Below are 17,674 nucleotides of genomic sequence, written 5' to 3'. Positions count from 1 at the left end.
TGAATGTCCATCCCAATGTAGTAAATGGTGTTCATGGAAGCCTCCTTTTGGTAATTTGATTTCGGACGGCCATGCCGATCCGACCGCTTGTTCTTCAAGCTATCAATACCACTGGCGGCTTCCTGTTTGAATCAATTCTTATACATTCTAACAGCCGCTTTCCTTTCCAACCGACATCGATTATCTGATAGGGGGGTAACCCGATGGAAGATCAATCCAAGACAAAACAGGTTTTGATCCAGGAACTGGATTCTCTAAGGCAGAGAATTGCAGAGCTGGAGCAATCGGAATTAGAGCATCGGCAGGCGGAGGGGGCGTCGCGTGATAACGAAACCAAACTACAGGCAATATTCAATACAGTAGGAACCGGGATTCTCATTATTGACAGGGACACTCAGATCATTATTGAAGCGAATCAGACTGCCATAGAAATGACCGGGCTGCCCAAAGAGAGGATTATAGGAAAGATCTGTCACTCATTGGTTTGTTCTGCCCAGGCAGGCAAATGTCCGGTCAAAGATCTCGGTCAAAGTGTCGATCACTCTGAACGCAAGCTCATCCATGCTGATGGACATCTAAAAGACATCCTGGAAACCGTTTATCCTATTACCATCAAAGGAAGGGATTGTTATATTGAAAGTTTTATCGACATCACCGACCGCAAGCGGGCGGAGGAAGCGCTACGGGAGAGCGAGGAGAAGTTCAGGGTTTTGGCCGATTCGACGCCCACGGCGGTGATGCTTTACCAGGATGACCGTTGGGTTTACGCGAACAGGGCCGCCGAGACCATCTGCGGTTATTCCGAAAAAGAACTCTTGGCCATGAATTTCTGGGACATCCTTCATCCCGACTTCAAGCCGCTCATTCAGGAACGCGGCCGGAAGCGACAGCGAGGAGAAGAAACGACAAATCGTTATGAATTCAAAATCATCATGAAAGACGGTGCAGAAAAGTGGGTCGATCTATCGGGGGCCTCGACGATGTTGCGGGGAAGGCCGGCGGGCATTATCTCCGTCCTGGACATTACCGACCGTGTTCTGATTCAGGAAGAGCGCGAGAAATTGCAGTCCCGGCTCATCCAGGCCCAGAAGATGGAGGCTATCGGAACATTGGCGCGGCATTGCCCATGACTTCAATAATATCCTCAGCGGCATCATGGGCTATTCGGAACTATGCCTGATGGCGGTACAAGACCGGCCGAAAGTCTACCACAACATGGAACAGGTACTCAAGGCCGCCGATCGGGCAAAAGACCTGGTGCGGCAGATACTGACCTTCAGCCGCAAGACCGAGCAGGGGGAAAAGCCTACTGCCCTATCTCCGATCATTAGAGAAGTCGTCAAGTTTATGCGGGCATCACTGCCGACGACGATAGAGATAAAGCAGAAGATCGAAGAGACTTCCGATGTCATCATCATGGCCGATCCCACGCAGCTGCATCAGGTGCTGGTCAACCTGTGCACGAACGCCGGGCATGCCATGAAGGAGACCGGGGGCGTCCTGGAGATTGGCTTGGAAGAAGTCGTCATCAATGCGGATGACCTCTTGCATCGTCCGCCGATAAGTCACGGCCATTACCTGGTATTGACCGTCAGGGATACAGGGCAGGGAATCTCGCAGGAGGATCTCGCGAGAATCTTTGAACCCTACTTTACAACCAAGGAAAAGGGAGAGGGGACGGGTTTGGGGCTTGCGGTCGTGCACGGGATCGTCAAAGACCATGGCGGGGAGATCAGGGTATACAGCGAGGCGGGCAAGGGAACCATCTTCAGGGTCTACCTGCCGTTGATGGAAAAGTATGTGGAAGATGGAAAAGATATGGAAGAAGCCATAGTACCGGGACAAGGCGAAAAGATCCTGTTTGTTGATGATGAAAAGATGGTGGCCAATTTGAGCAGGGAGCTGCTTGAGAAACTTGGTTACCGGGTAGTAACGGAAACGGACCCTGTAAAAGCGATTGAGGCATTCAGGGAGGATAGTGACGCCTTTGATCTTGTGATCACGGACAAGACCATGCCTCACATGACGGGCTTTGATGTGGCACGGGAAATAAGACGTATTCGCGCCGACATTCCTGTAATGTTCGCTTCAGGATTTCAGGAAAAAGGGGACCTGGAAAAACTCACAATCCTCGGCATCAACCATTTGATTACCAAGCCGATCAGGATGAGCGTGCTGGCCAAAGCCATTCGTGATGTCCTGGATAAAAAACATATTTGAGATATAGAAGACATATCAGGAGTGCCATTCAGTCATTTAGTTCTCGGATTGAAGCGCAGGCTGCCGCGATCAAGGATAGCCTGTCGGGGCAATTAAAGACTATAAGTGATAAGCGACATCAAGAAGGGGCTAGATAAGGGTTTTAAGCTTTGTAGGCAATATCGCATTCATAGATTCAAATTCATGCTACGCGCAGGGGCTTGATTCTTTCAATATCTCGCCGGTAACTTTTCTGCGCTTGCCATAGGTCATAGGCCCGCTGAGCGTTCAGCCAGAATTCCGGGGTGTTGCCAAACAAGCGAGACAGCCTTAGAGCCATTGCCGGGGTCATTGCCCGACGCTCTCGTAAAATCTCATTAATGGTCTGGCGAGACACGCCAAGTGCTTCAGCTAAAGCAGCCGTAGTCAGCCCGTAATCGGGCATGAAGTCCTCCCGGAGTATTTCTCCCGGATGTGTGGGGGGTATTTCGCGTACTTCCTTGTTTTCGATACTCATAAAGTTCTCCTTAATGGTAATCAGTAATCTCAACATCATATGCATCGCCATCTTGAAAGCGGAAACATATTCGCCATTGATCATTGATGGAAATTGCGTAAAGTCCTTCTCGATCTCCTTTCAAGGCATGAAGGCGGTTACTTGGGGGTACCTTCAGGTCATCCAGGCAGGTGGCAAAATCAATGAATTCCAAACGGCGAACGGCCCTTCTCAGCAGATCAGGTTGAATCCTTCTTGACTTACCTGTGATGAAGAGTTCCCTCGTATGTTTGTCGGCGAACGATTTAATCACAACAATACTATAACTTGTCACGTGACGCTTGTCAAGGGCTTTGTTCTCCATAAACAAATATAGCAAATACAAAGATTCAGGCGACTGATCGGGCCGGCTTATTGAATACGGAATGAAAGGTGCAAATGCTTGACAGCATATTTTCTGTTCAGGTAGAATCCGACTGTTCTTCATGAAACAAAGCATCCAGCAATTTTGACTTGCATACTTTCTTTCAAACGGTATTCAATATTGACTGAATTGAGAATCATTGTATATTTTGCATCATTCTGATATTAACTAATCATGAAAAGACCGAATAAAGATCCTTCAAAAAGAACAAAGGTCTATCATATAACCTGCTCCAGAGAATACGGCGTGGGCTGTCTTTATTTCTGGGGTTGTAATCTCCGCTGCAGACTGTGCCTTCTGAAAAAGGAGGCGTTTGATTGCCATCTACCTGAAACCCGTTTCCGCATCTATGATCCAACATACAGAAGCGATCGTCCCCGTCGTTTTCTCACATTGAAAAAACTCCTGTTACTTCTCGATCCTCTTGAATTGAAACAAGTCATTCTAATGGGCGCCGAACCTGTATGTGACCCATCACTGCCACAGATTGTGACTTCTCTAAAGCAGTCGAAGGGTAGCTCCATCGTTCTTCTCACCAACGGCAAGATAATGCCACCCCTTTCACTGCTGGATCAGGTCATTTTCAGTATCAAAGCCATCACGCCGTCTCTTCATCGTGATTATACAGGATGCGATAATGAAACCATTTTAAGGAACTTTATTGCGATTGCCTCCTGCAAAGCCGTGTCGCTACATACTGAAACTGTGTTTATTCCAGGCTATGTTGATGAGGATGAAGTGCTGCGGATAGCGGATTTTATCGCCTCTGTGGATCGATCCATTCCGTTCAGAATTGATGCGTATCTCCCCATCCAGGGATTGCCATGGCGCGCTCCGAATGTGGAAGAAATCCATTCATTAACCGAAAAAGTAAGACGTATCCTTCCACACACTTCGTGCCTCTATGGCGATGAGGGCAAAACAGATCTGGCGTATACGATGGAAAGGATATTCTGATGTGAGGTAACAGGAGGTTATTGATGACACCACATGATCGGATTTCCCATTTACAGAAAAAGATAGCAGAACGGGATCTGTCCGGAGTGCTGATCTTGTATTCGCGGGATGTTTTTTATTACACGGGTACGGCACAGCCTTCATGCCTCGTGGTTCTGCCGGATGATTACCGCCTGTTCAGATAATAGGGGGGACAACAGCCACTAAGTATAATTGGCTTTTTCATGGTACTAGGCTGCTGACTTTCAATCGTTAATCGAGAAAATAAAAAAAGACAGGGCCATTTGACCCTGCCCTTTGTCTTGAATATTTGATTTGCTCTAATTCCTCTCCTGCAATTCTTTCCAAATTACTCCGTAGGTGGTCAGCTTGATAGCACGGTTTTTAATAACTGCCTTTACCCGAGGACTCCTCAGCGTCTCTGTCTCAGCAGCCCTATGCTTTCCGACATTACCATCTTTGAACACATCCTCAGGGTTCGTGTGGATGAGGGCGTTATGCTCCGGCGAATCAATTCCAGGATGAAACACCCATAGCCACAAGCCGGGCTTCAGATTCTCCAGCGTTTTTACCGCAAGTTCTGTCTTTTTTCCAATAGGCGTCTTGTAAATACCGGGCAACCGTTTTTCACCAAGGGTTCCAGACAATGGCAGGTTGTAATCCATTGCGATCCTGCCCACCACCTCACTTAGGCCGGGGTAACTTGCTGGACCCATGTAATGAAAATCGAGATACTGCAGCTTGATACCTTTCTTGAGCGCAAGGTTGATCTGTGCACGCCATTCGGCCTCGATCTCCTCAATTCTCGGTGTTCGTGCAAGGAGTTCGTCAGGGTATCTATAAAGAAACCCGTCCTCATCAACTATTGACTTTACCATATTCCAAGACAGTACTGGTCTCCAACGGTAACCTTTCCACTCCCCTATCAGGGTAAGGTGAACACCGATGCACCAACTTGGATTATTCCGAATTAGGTCGGCAGTGGCCTCAAACCAAGGTGCGGGGACTATAATGGATGCACAGGTTAATACACCTTCGTTAAACGCTTTCTCAAACGCCACGAGCGAACCTTGAGTCATCCCGAAGTCATCGCCTCTCATGATGAGTCTTGTATCCTGTGCATCTGTATCGCTCATCATTAGAATCATCACCAGTGTAAGTGATACAACCAAAAGGGTTGATGCTCTCATGCTTATTCCTTATTTAGGACTTCTCGAAAGTGGGAATTTATCACATCATCTATTACAACATTTCGATCAAATAATCTGCAATTTTGATATAAAAAAGCAGAGCAAATTAGACCCTGCCTTTTAAGCTTCGATTAAATCTAATTCCTAAGCTTCTTCCTGAAAGAGAGCATCCTGTAGTTTTGACCGATATACATCCTTTCAAATCATAATCAATGAAACATCCTCTTGACTTTTTTACGAGTCAGGTGCACATGAAAATAGAGTGAATAAAGCATCGTTAAAAGGTTAACAACTAATCTGAACCCTTTTTGTAAGGGTGATGCCATGAAGAAGATTATCGAAACCCCGTTTCTCAAAAAGAGCGGGGTTTTGTATGTTTTTTAACACTCAATAAGAGAAACCGCAAAATACCAACATTAAGGAGGAATTGCGATATGCCGATATTTATGATGTTTGGGAAGTATTCCACAGATGCGCTCAAGAAGGTTTCATCGGAACGAACTAGAAAGGCTGTCGAAATTATCAAGAAGAATGGTGGGAAAGTAATATCTATGTATGCCGTATTAGGAGAACACGACCTTGTTTTTACTTTGGATTTTCCTAATGCAGAGAACGCGCTGTTAGCCTCAGCAACGTTAAATGTGCTGACGGGGATCTCTTTTGTCACATCACCGGTGGTTGATGTGGAACAGTTTGATAGATTGCTGTCTGAAATCAAAGATCTGTAGTTTTTTTATAACCTGTAACCTGGGATAATTATTCTTTTGCCAACATCTTTCGGTTTGCTGGCTACTCTCAGGTACAGGGCGGCACGGTAGCGAGAATGCCTGGTCTCATGGCGTAATCAGTTATTTGCTTCTTCCTGAACTACACAACCAGCCAACATTTACAAAGATGATAGACTTCAATTCGTAATAAATACCATTCACGCCATAAGATTTCCTGTCATAAGATTTCCTTGACATGCAAGACCGGACTTCCTACAGTTAATACATACAGAAGCAATCTCTTATCAAAAAAACCGTACGGGGTTGTGCGAAGTTTCACAGGCTTCCTTTGCGTGTGAGTGGGTTCAAATGTGTTGGCAAAGTATTGCAGGCGGTCTGTCTTTTTTTTCAGTGAACAGATTTGTTTCATGCGAAGCTACCATGTAATATCAACTTGGGTACACCATTTGGAGGGAATTATGCGGTGTCGTGGAAAAATTATTCCTGCTCTAGTTCTGGCCGGTCTGCTGTTTTCGCAAGTTGTGCAGGCATTGACTATGGAGCCCCCGTTGCCGAGCGATTGCGCGGAGGCGGAAAAAGCGGCGGATCCGCAGGCCAAGGTAAGCTTGTACACGCGCTGTCTTGATGGGAGCGATAAGTACGGTAGATCACTTGAGTCCTATCAGCGCGACAACATGCATTTTCATCGTGCCAATGCGTTGTTCGAACTGCGCCGCTATGCAGAAGCGCTTGTCGACTATGACCGGGTTATTGCCAAAACATACAGCGGCCATGTTTGGGCGCTGCACCAGCGTGGATTGACACATCAGGCGATGGGGCAACGTCAACTTGCTCTTGCTGACTTCAAGCGGGCATTGGAGTTCAATTCAGATGCGGTCTGGGTGCGCTTTGATCGCGGCCAACTTTTTGCCGAGATGGGTCTGTACCAATCAGCGATTGAAGACTTGCACATGGCTGCAACATCATCGCCCAAGACCGCTGTATACGCAAACGCTCTGGCTTGGTTACTGGCTACCTGTCCCGACGCAAAAATTCATGCCGGCAAGGAGGCGGTACGCTTTGCACTCAAGGCGGTAAGCATCGACAGAAATGCCCAATACCTTGACACTCTGGCGGCCGCGCAGGCAAGGAAAGGCGATTTCAAGCAGGCTGTTGAAACCCAACAGGCGGCGCTGGATTTGCTTCGAAAGGACAAGGCAGCACAGGAAACCATCAAGGAATTTACCACCCGCCTCAGCCTGTACACAGCAGGTAAGCCCTACACGCAGCATCGATCCGAATAACCGGTGGCTGAGTGCTCCGGCAATATCTATCTCAAAATGTCCGGCGGCGTAAACGGAGCATTATTGATGAGAGGCGGCGAGGATCTTTGACCTGCCCCTAATACTTGTACCATATGTTAAGTTAGAGTTCAGTCACTTGAGGTTCACTCCAAGTCAATACGGGCATTGTGTCGGGAAGGGTAACGTATTGTGTTAAAAAAATATCAGCCAGATCGTCCGGATTTACTGATTAACACTGACTGGGGCATTCCATCTGACCAGTTATCCAGAGAAGCAGCAAAAAGCAGAGGATTGAAGCTTTTTCATGGCCGGTGGGTAACCAAGGCAGAAAAAAAACAGCTCAAGGACGAACAAAATGCCTACTGTTCGATCCGGATTATTGGCTGTCTCCTGATAGTCCTGGCGCTTTCCGTTGCGATAAATATCGTGAAAATCTCTCAAGGCACATTCCTCTCAACTTTCCTTACCGTTGGTTACGCGCTGATTGCGGTGGCATGTGGGATCGGATTAATCAGGTTTGCGCGCTTTGCCCGATACCTTGCCATCCTGATATTTATTTCTTTTTTCGTTTTGCCGTTTTCGCCGCTGCTTGCGGATGAAAAAGGCGCGCCATTGCTCATCGTGTTGGGCGTCATGGGCCTTTATTATCTTCTGCGAAGGACAGCCCGGAAAATCCTTTGGCCGCAGACCGAGTCAAATCCTGATGACAAGAAAAACAAAAATTCTATTATTCGTAAAGGAATTTATTTGATTATACTATGCATGGCGGTGTTTGCGGGTTATTTTGCTTATGATATGAGTCAGGCAAAGCGCATGGCTGCCGATGCCTGTATCCGTGCTACACAAGGAATGTCGCTGGAAGATTTCTTGTCAAAATTTCCCGAAAAGGATTACAAGATAATCAGAAGAACCGAATATATAATGATAGTGCCGAAAAGAGGCATGGGACGCAATTACTGTACTGTTTCCCATGACGGGCAGAAAATCATAGGATCAAAGACAGGGTTTAATGATTGATGATAAATGAAAGGGTGAGATATGTTTAGATTTAAGAGTTTATTTCGCTTTCTAGCGGTCTGGTTTGGGATTATTGTCATATTGTCCATAAGTTCAGCTTCAACTTTTGCCTCTGAAAAGCCGGAGATATTTGTGCAACTGGGGCATGAAAGCACTATTTCTACTTTAGCTATTAGTCCAGACGGAAAGTATTTAGCATCTGCCGATGAAAAATTAGATGGTAAAAATATAAAAATCTGGGACATGCTTTCTGGTAGAGAATTTAGAACCATCATCGTGAAAATCGTCGGCCCGATTAGGTGCCTCAGATTTTCTGTTGATGCGAAGCAGATATTTGCAGTTACTTCCACAAAGATTTATGTATTTGATGTATATAGTGGGAATAACCTCAAAATAATAGACTTAGGCCATTTGCCCAACATCGGTGATGATTTTTGGGTGCGTGAGAGAATTGATGGGATTTTCAGTGATTATGGATTTTCTGTTAGTAAGCAAATTGTTCTTCGTACCTATGCTCGCGGAAGAGAAACAGAAAGAAAAGTAGATAATTTTATCTATACATTATTGCGAAAGGAAGAGAAGAAATACGATTACATTCTTGAAGTACGAAGAATATCCGACCGAGTCAAAGTCCGACAGATCGAGCTTAATAGCCTTACTTTCAAGGTACTAGTTCACGATAATGTTATTTTTACCCCTGATTTAAAACACCTCATAACGGCACATGGTGATGTTGACAAAAATGGAAAAGATGTATTTAAAGGAACTATAAGTATCTGGGACCTCAAAACAGGCCAAAAAGTGAGGGAATTGAGTAAAGTAAAACCAACTGGATTCTTTGCGTTATCGAATCCTTTTTCATTAGATAATCGTTTTTTATATAATCTGAACCTCGCAGACAAAGAATCACAAATAGTATGGGATATTCAATCTGGTAGGCTTCTTTATTATATACAAAAGGGAGAAACGGTTCCCGAAGAATATAGCTCTTTTATTAAGAAAAATTTTGTTGTTGATAAAAAAGATGGAAAAATCAAAGTATCTATTGGTGGAAGCGAATCTTCGGACCAGAAATTTAAAGCAATTATAGAATGGGGACGCGACCATACAATACGAATATACGAAAAAACTACAAATAAAGAAATTGCCCAATTTATCAGCTTAACCGATGGCGAATGGATTGTCATCACACCTGAAGGCTATTTCAACACTTCTCCAAACGGTGCCAAATATCTCAATGTGCGGGTCGGCAATAAAGTCTATGGCATCGATCAGTTTTATGCCAAGTTTTACCGGCCGGAGCTTGTGCAGTTGGCCCTTGCCGGCAAGGAAATGCCCAAAGGCGAGTTGATTACGGATATTGCCGCCCAAAAACCCGCGCCCAATGTTCAGATCCTGTCACCCGTCACCAACAGCTCAGTAGATCAGGATAGCGTTGCCGTCACCCTGAAAATCACGGACAGCGGCGGTGGAATCGGCAGTGTGAATATTTATCTCAACGGCGCTCAGGTCGCCAATGATACGCGGGGCCTCATTGTCAAGGGCAAGGAATCGGCCAACGAAAGGATTCTGTCGTTCACCATACCTCTCATCAAAGGACAAAACGAAATTCGGGCTGTCGCTTTCAATGGGGAGAACTCCATGGAGTCTAATCCCGCCCTGATCAGCGTTATTTCCAGGGCCGTTATGCGCAAACCCAATCTCTATGCCCTGGTTATCGGCATCAATACTTACAGCAATCAATCCATCTCCTTGACCTACGCCGTCCCCGATGCCACTGCCTTTGCCGGGACGTTGCAGAAGATTGCATCCCCCTTGTTTGAGAAGGTGGCCATCCGGACGCTGATCACGCCTGCGGCCACGACTAAAGAGGCCATCACCAAGGCCTTTGATGAAGTACGGCTGATGGTCAGGCCCAACGATCTTTTTATATTCTACAATGCTTCCCACGGCATGGTTGACGTGGTGAATGGCGAAGAGCAGTATTTTTTACTGACGAGTAATGTCCGGCTCCTGTCATCCCAACATATCAGCAAAGATGCCCTGAGTCACAAAGACCTAGTGAATCTTATCGGCAGTATCCCGGCGCAGAAGAAACTCGTGATCCTCGACACCTGCAATGCCGGCAAAGGGGGCAAGGAGATCCAGATAGCCCTTCTGCAGCAGACGAGAGGCCTCACAGACGCAACAGCGGTCAAGCTCCTGCAGCGGGCTGTCGGCTCATCAGTCTTTTCCGCCTCTGCTGATTCGCAACAGGCACTTGAAGGATATAAAGGACATGGCCTATTCACCTATGTGCTTCTGGAAGGACTACAGGGCAAGGCGGACTTTAAGAAAGACGGGTTCATAACCGTGAAGGGGCTGGCCCTGCATACAGAGGAGCGCGTGATGACGCTCTCCGAGGAAGTCTTCAAGCGTCAACAGAACCCAATGATTGAAACCGGTGTAAATGATTTCCCGATCGGCAAGGTAAGGTAATTTTCGATAAGCCCGGTCATTAAGTAATTGGCGACAGCGGGGCTGTTGAAAAACCCCTGCCTGGCATTTGTTGATGTGGCATAAAGAGACTGCAACGGTTTTGACCGCGTGAAATGCAAGGATTGCGGCCACGAATATCTACTGGCCTTCTCCTGCACGCGTTACTGCTTTCAAACCATAATCTTCGATCTTATTCATACTGTGAGGGTGAGGATAGGTAGGTGTTGTCAGTTTGCAGCCTAATTGGAATATAATTTGATCAGGTGTACGGACTACCGCGTGAAAGGTGCTTGGTGGACGAAGTAGTCGTAGCCACCCCTTTCAATGAATTATCAGTATCCTCTCGGTAAAATCAAGGGCGTGGGTAGGTAGGTTTAGAGATGTGATTCCAAGGCCTTTGTTAATCCCTCGACTTCTTGAGCTGGTCCCTCAAGTAATTGGATAACGAGGTGATCTGACCCCATTGGTTCTTATTAATGGGATAGGTCTTATAGCCTTATTCTCTTATTCTAATGTCTCAAGGCCAATGAGTTTTTTATTATTTTGGTGGGGGATCGGGGTAAAATATAAGGCATGTTTGAGATAAATATCGGGTGCAGCGGTTTTCATTACACGGGGTGGAGAGGCACTTTCTATCCTGACGATCTCCCTCAGAAGAAGTGGTTCGAATATTACTGTGCCACTTTCTCAACGGTTGAACTGAACGTAACCTTTTACAGACTTCCCCTTTCAAAGACCTTTGAGAAATGGTATAGAGAAACGCCTCATGATTTTGCCTTTTCGCTGAAGGGGAGCCGTTTTATCTCACACATAAAGAGGCTTCTTGACCCCGAAGAATCCCTGGATCTCTTTTTTGAACGATCGTCGCCGTTAAAAGAGAAGCTGAAGATCGTCCTCTGGCAGTTTTCCCCTGGTTTTACCGTGAACATTGAGAGACTGAAAAGATTCTTAGAGTTGCTCTGCCGTTATCCGGCGAGAAATACCCTTGAATTCAGGAACCAAGGCTGGATGACAGAGGAGGTATTTGACCTCTGCAGCACCCACAATGTGGGTCTCTGCATGGCCGACTGGCCTGCGTTCATCAACGACCTTCCCGTTACCTCCGATTTCGTATATGTAAGAAGGCATGGCCTTGAAGGAAACTATGCTACATGCTATTCAGAAACTGCACTTAAAAAGGACGCGGGGAAAATAAAGAATTATATGGGGGATGGAAAGGATGTGTATGTCTATTTTAACAATGATGCCTATGGGTATGCACCGAGAAATGCAAAAGAGCTGAAGGAGATGATCAAAGCGGACGGGCAGGTGTGAGAACAGCAGAAAGTGGTGAGCAGAGAGTAGACAGGGGATTGACAGCATAAAAAACGGGGGCGTGGGTGAAAGGTTGAGTAATGGGGGAATGTAAAATATGTAATGCCTCATCACGTTATATTTCACAGGAACTCGCGGTATGCCTCGCATGTATAAGGGATAAACCTGCAGATGCCTTAAAAGTTGCAGCACAGGCACATATGAAAAGCAGGATGGCCTTTGGACTCCCTGTATGCAGATCTGACGACCCCGACGGTATTCCGTGCAACCTCTGTGTCAATGAGTGCAGGATTCCTGATGGTGGAATCGGATACTGCGGACTGAGAAGAAATGCCGGAGGGAAACTTACAGGGGTGACAAAAGAGGAGGGGAAGCTCTCATGGTACCACGACCCCCTTCCTACGAACTGTGTTGCAGACTGGGTTTGTCCCGGAGGGATCGGCTCAGGCTACCCTGAGTATGCCCACGTAAAGGGCCCTGAATACGGTTACAGAAACCTTGCGGTATTTTTTCACGCATGTTCCTTTAACTGTCTCTTTTGCCAGAACTGGCATTACAGGAAAGAAACCTTACGACCTTCTCTATCCCCTTCTGAAAGCCTCATATCAGCCGTCGACAGCCGGACTTCCTGTATCTGCTATTTCGGCGGTGATCCCGCCCCACAGCTTCCGTTTTCGCTCAATGTCTCAAAGTGTGTCCGTGAAAAAAACAAGGGGAATATCATGAGGATATGCTGGGAAACGAACGGTTCCATGCAGGAAGGACTCCTCGACGAAATGGTGGAGACTGCCCTTTCTTCCGGTGGATGTATAAAGTTCGACCTTAAGGCGTGGAACGAAGACCTTCATATTGCCTTAACAGGTGTGACAAATAAGAGAACCCTGAAAAATTTTCAAAGGGTTGGCGGGAAGATTCACCTCAGACCTTCACCTCCCCTGCTCATCGCGAGTACGCTCCTTGTGCCAGGGTACATTGACGAAGAGGAGGTAAGGCAGATTGCACGGTTTATCTATTCCCTGTGTCCCGATATTCCTTTCAGCCTGCTTGCTTTTTATCCCCATTTTTATATGTCTGATCTGCTGTTGACCCCAAAATCTTTCGCATACAAGTGTCTTGAAATCGCCCGGAAAGAAGGGCTGAACAATGTAAGGCTGGGGAATATCCATCTTCTTAAATAGGGTCCGTACGAGGGCCGAGGGGACGTTGTTCACTTCTTTCACTGGTCAAGCTGAGTCAATAGAGCAAATATCCTGAGAAAAACGCTCTATTCCAATTGGCAATTCTTGAATTACTGTTGCAATCTTTTCAGAATGGTATCATAATTTTCATCAGGTTTTGGGGGGTATCATTAATGGAAATGGCTGGAATTAAAGAAAAGAAATAAAATCATACCCATACCATCTATGCCCGGAAGGTTGTTACATTCAAGGGGTCGATGAAACTGAAATCGGAAATAAACCGTGGTTCACATGGCAGCAAAGGAGAATAAACATGGATTTTAAGACACTCTTAACAAACAGGCGTGCCATCAGAGATTTTCAAAACAAAGAAGTGCCTTTATCAGTCATAAAGGAAATTATCCAGGATACCTGTCTTGCCCCGACGGCCACTAACGGCCAACCATGTAAGTTTATCATTATTCAAAACCGTGATTACATCAAAAAGCTTTCTGATGAAAGCAAGAGGAATCTTCTTTCCGACCTTGAACAGAACCCCGACTCACCTCTGAAAAACTATGAACCACGTCTGCGTGACGAGCAGTTCAATGTTTTTTACAATGCGCCCTGCCTAGCCTATTTCATTGGTCCAAAAGATATTCATTCACTTGATGTAGACTGTGCCCTGACCGTTGCATATTTTATGTTTTCAGCCACCTCCAGGGGATTGGGAACCTGCTGGATTGGATTAGGGGCACATATCCGTGATTATAAAATACTGAGTGATATTGGAGTACCAAAGGATTGTGAAATAGTGGCGCCGATTATTCTTGGTTACCCTACAAGTATACCTCCTGCTTCTGAAAGGCATGCGCCAGATATAGTAAAAATTATCTGAATACCAAGATTTTTTATGTAACGCCTGTTGCTTGTTAGTAAAATGAATCCACTACTTCCTAAGGATCAATACATAAAGGCCGGAGAGATAAATACCCGCTACTGGTCTGTGGGAGATCAGGGATCAACGGTCATTCTCATCCATGGCCTTGGCGCCTCTGCGGAAATATGGATGCACAATGTCGATGCCATTGCAGAACAACACAGGGTTTATGTTCCCGATTTAGCCGGTTTCGGCCGATCTGATAAACCGGTATCATCATTTACACCTCTTGATTACGCCTACTTCGTTGATGATTTCATGAAGGCCTTGAATATCGAACAGGTATCCCTTATAGGTCAATCCCTCGGCGGAGGTATTGCACTCCAGTATGCCCTTCAGTATTCACAAAAAGTGAATAATCTGATATTGGCCGACTGTGCGGGTTTTGGTAAAGAGATCATTTGGACGCTGCGGTTGATGTCACTTCCCGGGATAGGAGAGTTACTATCATATCCCAGCCGTATCGGTGTCAGCATTTTCTTCAAATTAGCGGTTAGCAACCATGCATTGATAACCGAAGATTTCATTGACATCTATTATAAATTGTTTACACAGCCAGGATCACCAGAATTTCTCTTAAAGGTTGTCCGCATGTTGGTCGATGGCCGCGGTGCAAGAGAGGAAGTTCTGTCTCCTATTATGGAGAGTCTTCATAAAATAAAGCGGCCTACGCTGATCATCTGGGGTGAAGATGATCGTGTTTTTCCCCTTAAGCATGCCTACTATGGGAAAGAAAATATCCCCAATTCTCAACTTTACATTATGAAGCAATGTGGACATATTCCAAACTTTGAGCAATCAGAAGATTTTAACAAGGTCGTACTTGATTTCCTGGCCGGATAATGATGAGGCTGATTATGGCTGAAAAACTTGACTCAGCAGATTGACAGGAAAGGTTGCCTTCTTCAAACAAGGAAGGTTAGCTGGAAACCCTATATCTTCATTGACCAGGATATATGCTTAAGCCGACCTCGATTTTTACATTCCTCAAAAGGCCCCTGCCGATCCTGGCAGTTGCTTTTGTCCTCGTCTTTCCGCAGACATCGGAAGCCAAGGAAGATTGGGCTGTCACGGTGTACGGCGCCAGCCAGTTGCGGGGTGATATCTGGTCAACATTCTATTCACCCGATTTCGATACATCCTACTATTTCATGGCCCTCGCCGTCTCCAGGAAAATTTATTCCTTCTCGAAACACCTCGATCTGGAACTTGAGGGGCAGGGGGTCAAGCACATGGGTGACCAGCACCACTGGGAGTTCAACGGCCTTTTTACGTTAAGGTGGCTGACCTTTCCCTGGAACAAATATATCATCACAACCTTCGCTGTCGGCGATGGCCTGTCCTATGCCACGAGCACACCGAAACTAGAAGAAGAGATGCATGAAAAAACTTCCATGCTTCTCAACTACCTGATGCTCGAACTGACATTCGCCCTGCCGAAAACCCCTCAGTGGAACCTCGTGTTACGCCTTCACCACCGGTCCGGAACCTTTGGACTTTTCGATGGGATCGAGGGTGCATCCAACGCACTCGGTATAGGACTGAAGTACAAGTTTTAGCAGGTTTTAAAAACAAACCATCCTGCTGTGTTCCATTGAAAAGTACCAGAGCCCATTCTGGGGATTAGCAGGTGTTGTCAGTTTGCAGCCCAATTGGAATTTGATTTGATCAGGTTTACGGACTACCAGGTGGAAGGTGCTTGGTGGACGAAGTAACCGTAACCACCCCTTTCAATAAATTATCGGTATCCTCTCAGTAAAATCAAGGGCGTGGGCAGGTAGGTTTAGAGATGTGATCCCCGGGTCTTTGTCAATCCCCCGACTTCTTGAGCTGGTCCCTCAAGTAATTGTATTCCTTCTTGGCGGTCAGAACATCGCTGCGATTCGACGTGTGCTCCTGCCGTAGCTGTTTTCGGTCCGCCTTCAAAAACTCCAGAGCCTGCCCGCAGGTCAAACGTATTTCGGGCTTATCCTCGATCAACCCGCTCGCGGCGTCGGCCAGGATCAACAGCCCGTCGCTGGTGAGCTTTTTACGGTTCGCCGCATCGCGTACCAGTTTCATTAAGTGATGGCTGCGTTGGAGAACGATATCTGGCGATTCACCCAGTCCGGCCTTGACCTCAAACGCCTTCCATCCGCAATAGGGGCAGAGCAGGGCATTAAAGATGGTCATGCCGACGGCGAAGGAGTCGCGCTTGATTAAATCGGTTTCTTTTAAAATGGCCCCTATATTCCAGGATTCGGGGGGCATATATTCTTTGGTGCCATATAAATACCAAGTTTCGTCAAACATATCTTCTTTTGAGTCAATGATTCTTGTTTTCGAGAGGCCGAAGTCGATTATTTTGGGCGTGTCGGCCTGACAGAGGATGACATTTTCCGGTTTCATGTCCAGGTGGTAAACCCGACGCTGATGCATGTGATCGATGCCGGCGAGGATGCCCATGGCGTATTTTCGAATCTGAGGCGGACTTAAGGACAACTTTTTGGTTATGCAGCTTTTAAGATCCTCATACCCTTTTTCCAGAAAAAGATAGATACGGTTGACGCCATGGACATGAGCATCGATGAGCCCCACAATATTGGGGTGACGGCCAAGCGCGGCCAGGATGCGGGCTTCTTTTATCACACCTTTGAGCGAGGTCGGATCATCTTTGGAGTATTTGGGCACCTTGACAATCATGGGCTCCGCGGGACGCACAATCGTGTAACCGGCGCCGGCGGTGTTCTTTATCAGGACAGGTTCCAGCAGCTTTTGTATTTCAAAGATCACGGCATCGCTTCCACCCGTACCAATTTTTTTGCCAACTTTACCATACGCGATACCACCCGTCGTCGTACCATCTTCTACATAGGTTTTGAGCGCACCAAACTTCATCTTGGGGATATCCTGGGAACTTTTTGCGAAAGTCTTTTGATCGGTACCCAGAACACTCTTGTCAGTCTCTTTGCTTAGTTTCTCCAAAATGGTGATGAAAACCTCGTGCGATTGATCGAACGCCGACATATCGCGGCGGGTAAGAACCTTGGCTTTATGTTTGGAGGACAAACCGGATAGCTGCTCGTCCGGGATGGGGGCTTTGGAATATTTAAGTAGACTGCGAATGATCCAGTAGAGCCAGTTATCAAACTCTAAGTGACGAATGGCGAATTCCCTTTCTTCCGTGCCAGTTCCCGATGCGGTTCTCAGAACGATGCTCGGCGGGTACCGGGTATCGATAAAAGTGCCTCTATATCCGCCGGGTTTGGCCTCCCAGTTCACCACTTTGTTGAAAAATAGTTTCTTCCAGATCAGGGTTTCTCTGTACTGCAGGCACTGATTATCCCATTCCATATACAGATTGCACTTCGCAAATTTGCCTCGGCTGCCGGGGCCTCTGTAGAAACTCTGCGTTTCGAGTTTGCTGACTTTGGGCATGGCGTCAATCCTTTCTTTGGTTTTGATAATGACGTGCCTGTATACAGGTCAATGCATATTTGATAACTTGATAA

General features: G+C 46.4%; 17 protein-coding genes. 13 read left to right on the top strand and 4 right to left on the bottom strand.

Going from position 1 to position 17,674, the window contains the following annotated elements; genetic code table 11:
* The first annotated feature begins 203 nt into the window (after nucleotides 1–203).
* Complete coding sequence (locus NTW12_08495) at nucleotides 204–1,130, top strand: PAS domain S-box protein (protein ID MCX5846381.1); 927 nt, start codon at nucleotides 204–206, stop codon at nucleotides 1,128–1,130.
* Nucleotides 1,131–1,155: 25 nt separating this feature from the next.
* Nucleotides 1,156–2,220 carry an ATP-binding protein gene (locus NTW12_08490; GenBank protein MCX5846380.1) on the top strand — a complete coding sequence of 355 codons (1,065 nt, stop codon included), beginning with the start codon at nucleotides 1,156–1,158 and terminating at the stop codon, nucleotides 2,218–2,220.
* 181 nt (nucleotides 2,221–2,401) lie between these two features.
* Here the strand turns inward: NTW12_08490 and NTW12_08485 are convergent, their stop codons facing one another.
* Both NTW12_08485 and NTW12_08480 read right to left on the bottom strand, forming a co-directional pair.
* Nucleotides 2,402–2,716 (bottom strand): HigA family addiction module antitoxin, encoded by a 315-nt coding sequence (locus tag NTW12_08485; GenBank protein MCX5846379.1) that lies wholly within the window; start codon nucleotides 2,714–2,716, stop codon nucleotides 2,402–2,404.
* A gap of 10 nt (nucleotides 2,717–2,726) precedes the next feature.
* Nucleotides 2,727–3,008, bottom strand: a complete 282-nt coding sequence (locus NTW12_08480; protein ID MCX5846378.1) for a type II toxin-antitoxin system RelE/ParE family toxin — start codon at nucleotides 3,006–3,008, stop codon at nucleotides 2,727–2,729.
* A 285-nt stretch (nucleotides 3,009–3,293) separates the two neighbouring features.
* On the opposite strand from NTW12_08480, the gene NTW12_08475 reads away from it, so the two are divergent.
* The gene (locus tag NTW12_08475) at nucleotides 3,294–4,076 is read left to right on the top strand and encodes a radical SAM protein (protein ID MCX5846377.1); all 783 of its coding nucleotides are present in this window, start codon (nucleotides 3,294–3,296) and stop codon (nucleotides 4,074–4,076) included.
* 23 nt (nucleotides 4,077–4,099) lie between these two features.
* The gene (locus NTW12_08470) at nucleotides 4,100–4,261 is read left to right on the top strand and encodes a hypothetical protein (protein MCX5846376.1); all 162 of its coding nucleotides are present in this window, start codon (nucleotides 4,100–4,102) and stop codon (nucleotides 4,259–4,261) included.
* A 135-nt stretch (nucleotides 4,262–4,396) separates the two neighbouring features.
* Here the strand turns inward: NTW12_08470 and NTW12_08465 are convergent, their stop codons facing one another.
* Nucleotides 4,397–5,266, bottom strand: coding sequence for a ChbG/HpnK family deacetylase (locus NTW12_08465; protein MCX5846375.1), 870 nt, complete (start codon nucleotides 5,264–5,266; stop codon nucleotides 4,397–4,399).
* A gap of 434 nt (nucleotides 5,267–5,700) precedes the next feature.
* Between NTW12_08465 and NTW12_08460 the strand changes: the two genes are divergently transcribed.
* From NTW12_08460 to NTW12_08420, 9 genes are all read left to right on the top strand, one after another.
* Entirely contained in the window at nucleotides 5,701–5,994 is a 294-nt protein-coding gene (locus NTW12_08460) for a GYD domain-containing protein (GenBank protein ID MCX5846374.1), read from the top strand.
* A gap of 458 nt (nucleotides 5,995–6,452) precedes the next feature.
* The gene (locus NTW12_08455; protein MCX5846373.1) at nucleotides 6,453–7,277 is read left to right on the top strand and encodes a tetratricopeptide repeat protein; all 825 of its coding nucleotides are present in this window, start codon (nucleotides 6,453–6,455) and stop codon (nucleotides 7,275–7,277) included.
* A 189-nt stretch (nucleotides 7,278–7,466) separates the two neighbouring features.
* Nucleotides 7,467–8,294: a hypothetical protein gene (locus tag NTW12_08450; protein MCX5846372.1), complete on the top strand. Its 828-nt coding sequence runs from the start codon at nucleotides 7,467–7,469 to the stop codon at nucleotides 8,292–8,294.
* 21 nt (nucleotides 8,295–8,315) lie between these two features.
* Nucleotides 8,316–10,772, top strand: a complete 2,457-nt coding sequence (locus NTW12_08445) for a caspase family protein (protein MCX5846371.1) — start codon at nucleotides 8,316–8,318, stop codon at nucleotides 10,770–10,772.
* A gap of 573 nt (nucleotides 10,773–11,345) precedes the next feature.
* Nucleotides 11,346–12,086: a DUF72 domain-containing protein gene (locus NTW12_08440; protein MCX5846370.1), complete on the top strand. Its 741-nt coding sequence runs from the start codon at nucleotides 11,346–11,348 to the stop codon at nucleotides 12,084–12,086.
* 80 nt (nucleotides 12,087–12,166) lie between these two features.
* On the top strand, nucleotides 12,167–13,264 hold the full coding sequence (locus tag NTW12_08435; GenBank protein ID MCX5846369.1) for a radical SAM protein: 1,098 nt from the start codon (nucleotides 12,167–12,169) through the stop codon (nucleotides 13,262–13,264).
* A 313-nt stretch (nucleotides 13,265–13,577) separates the two neighbouring features.
* Complete coding sequence (locus NTW12_08430) at nucleotides 13,578–14,141, top strand: nitroreductase family protein (GenBank protein ID MCX5846368.1); 564 nt, start codon at nucleotides 13,578–13,580, stop codon at nucleotides 14,139–14,141.
* A 42-nt stretch (nucleotides 14,142–14,183) separates the two neighbouring features.
* Nucleotides 14,184–15,026 (top strand): alpha/beta fold hydrolase, encoded by an 843-nt coding sequence (locus NTW12_08425; protein ID MCX5846367.1) that lies wholly within the window; start codon nucleotides 14,184–14,186, stop codon nucleotides 15,024–15,026.
* A 113-nt stretch (nucleotides 15,027–15,139) separates the two neighbouring features.
* Entirely contained in the window at nucleotides 15,140–15,742 is a 603-nt protein-coding gene (locus NTW12_08420; protein ID MCX5846366.1) for a hypothetical protein, read from the top strand.
* Nucleotides 15,743–15,992: 250 nt separating this feature from the next.
* Here the strand turns inward: NTW12_08420 and NTW12_08415 are convergent, their stop codons facing one another.
* Complete coding sequence (locus NTW12_08415) at nucleotides 15,993–17,600, bottom strand: protein kinase (protein ID MCX5846365.1); 1,608 nt, start codon at nucleotides 17,598–17,600, stop codon at nucleotides 15,993–15,995.
* Nucleotides 17,601–17,674 lie beyond the last annotated feature (74 nt).

The sequence above is a fragment of the Deltaproteobacteria bacterium genome (genome assembly GCA_026388545.1).
GTDB lineage: Bacteria > Desulfobacterota > Syntrophia > Syntrophales > UBA2185 > JAPLJS01.
The sequence above is the reverse complement of the archived record's forward strand: the minus strand, read 5'-3'. Positions and strand labels throughout refer to the sequence as shown.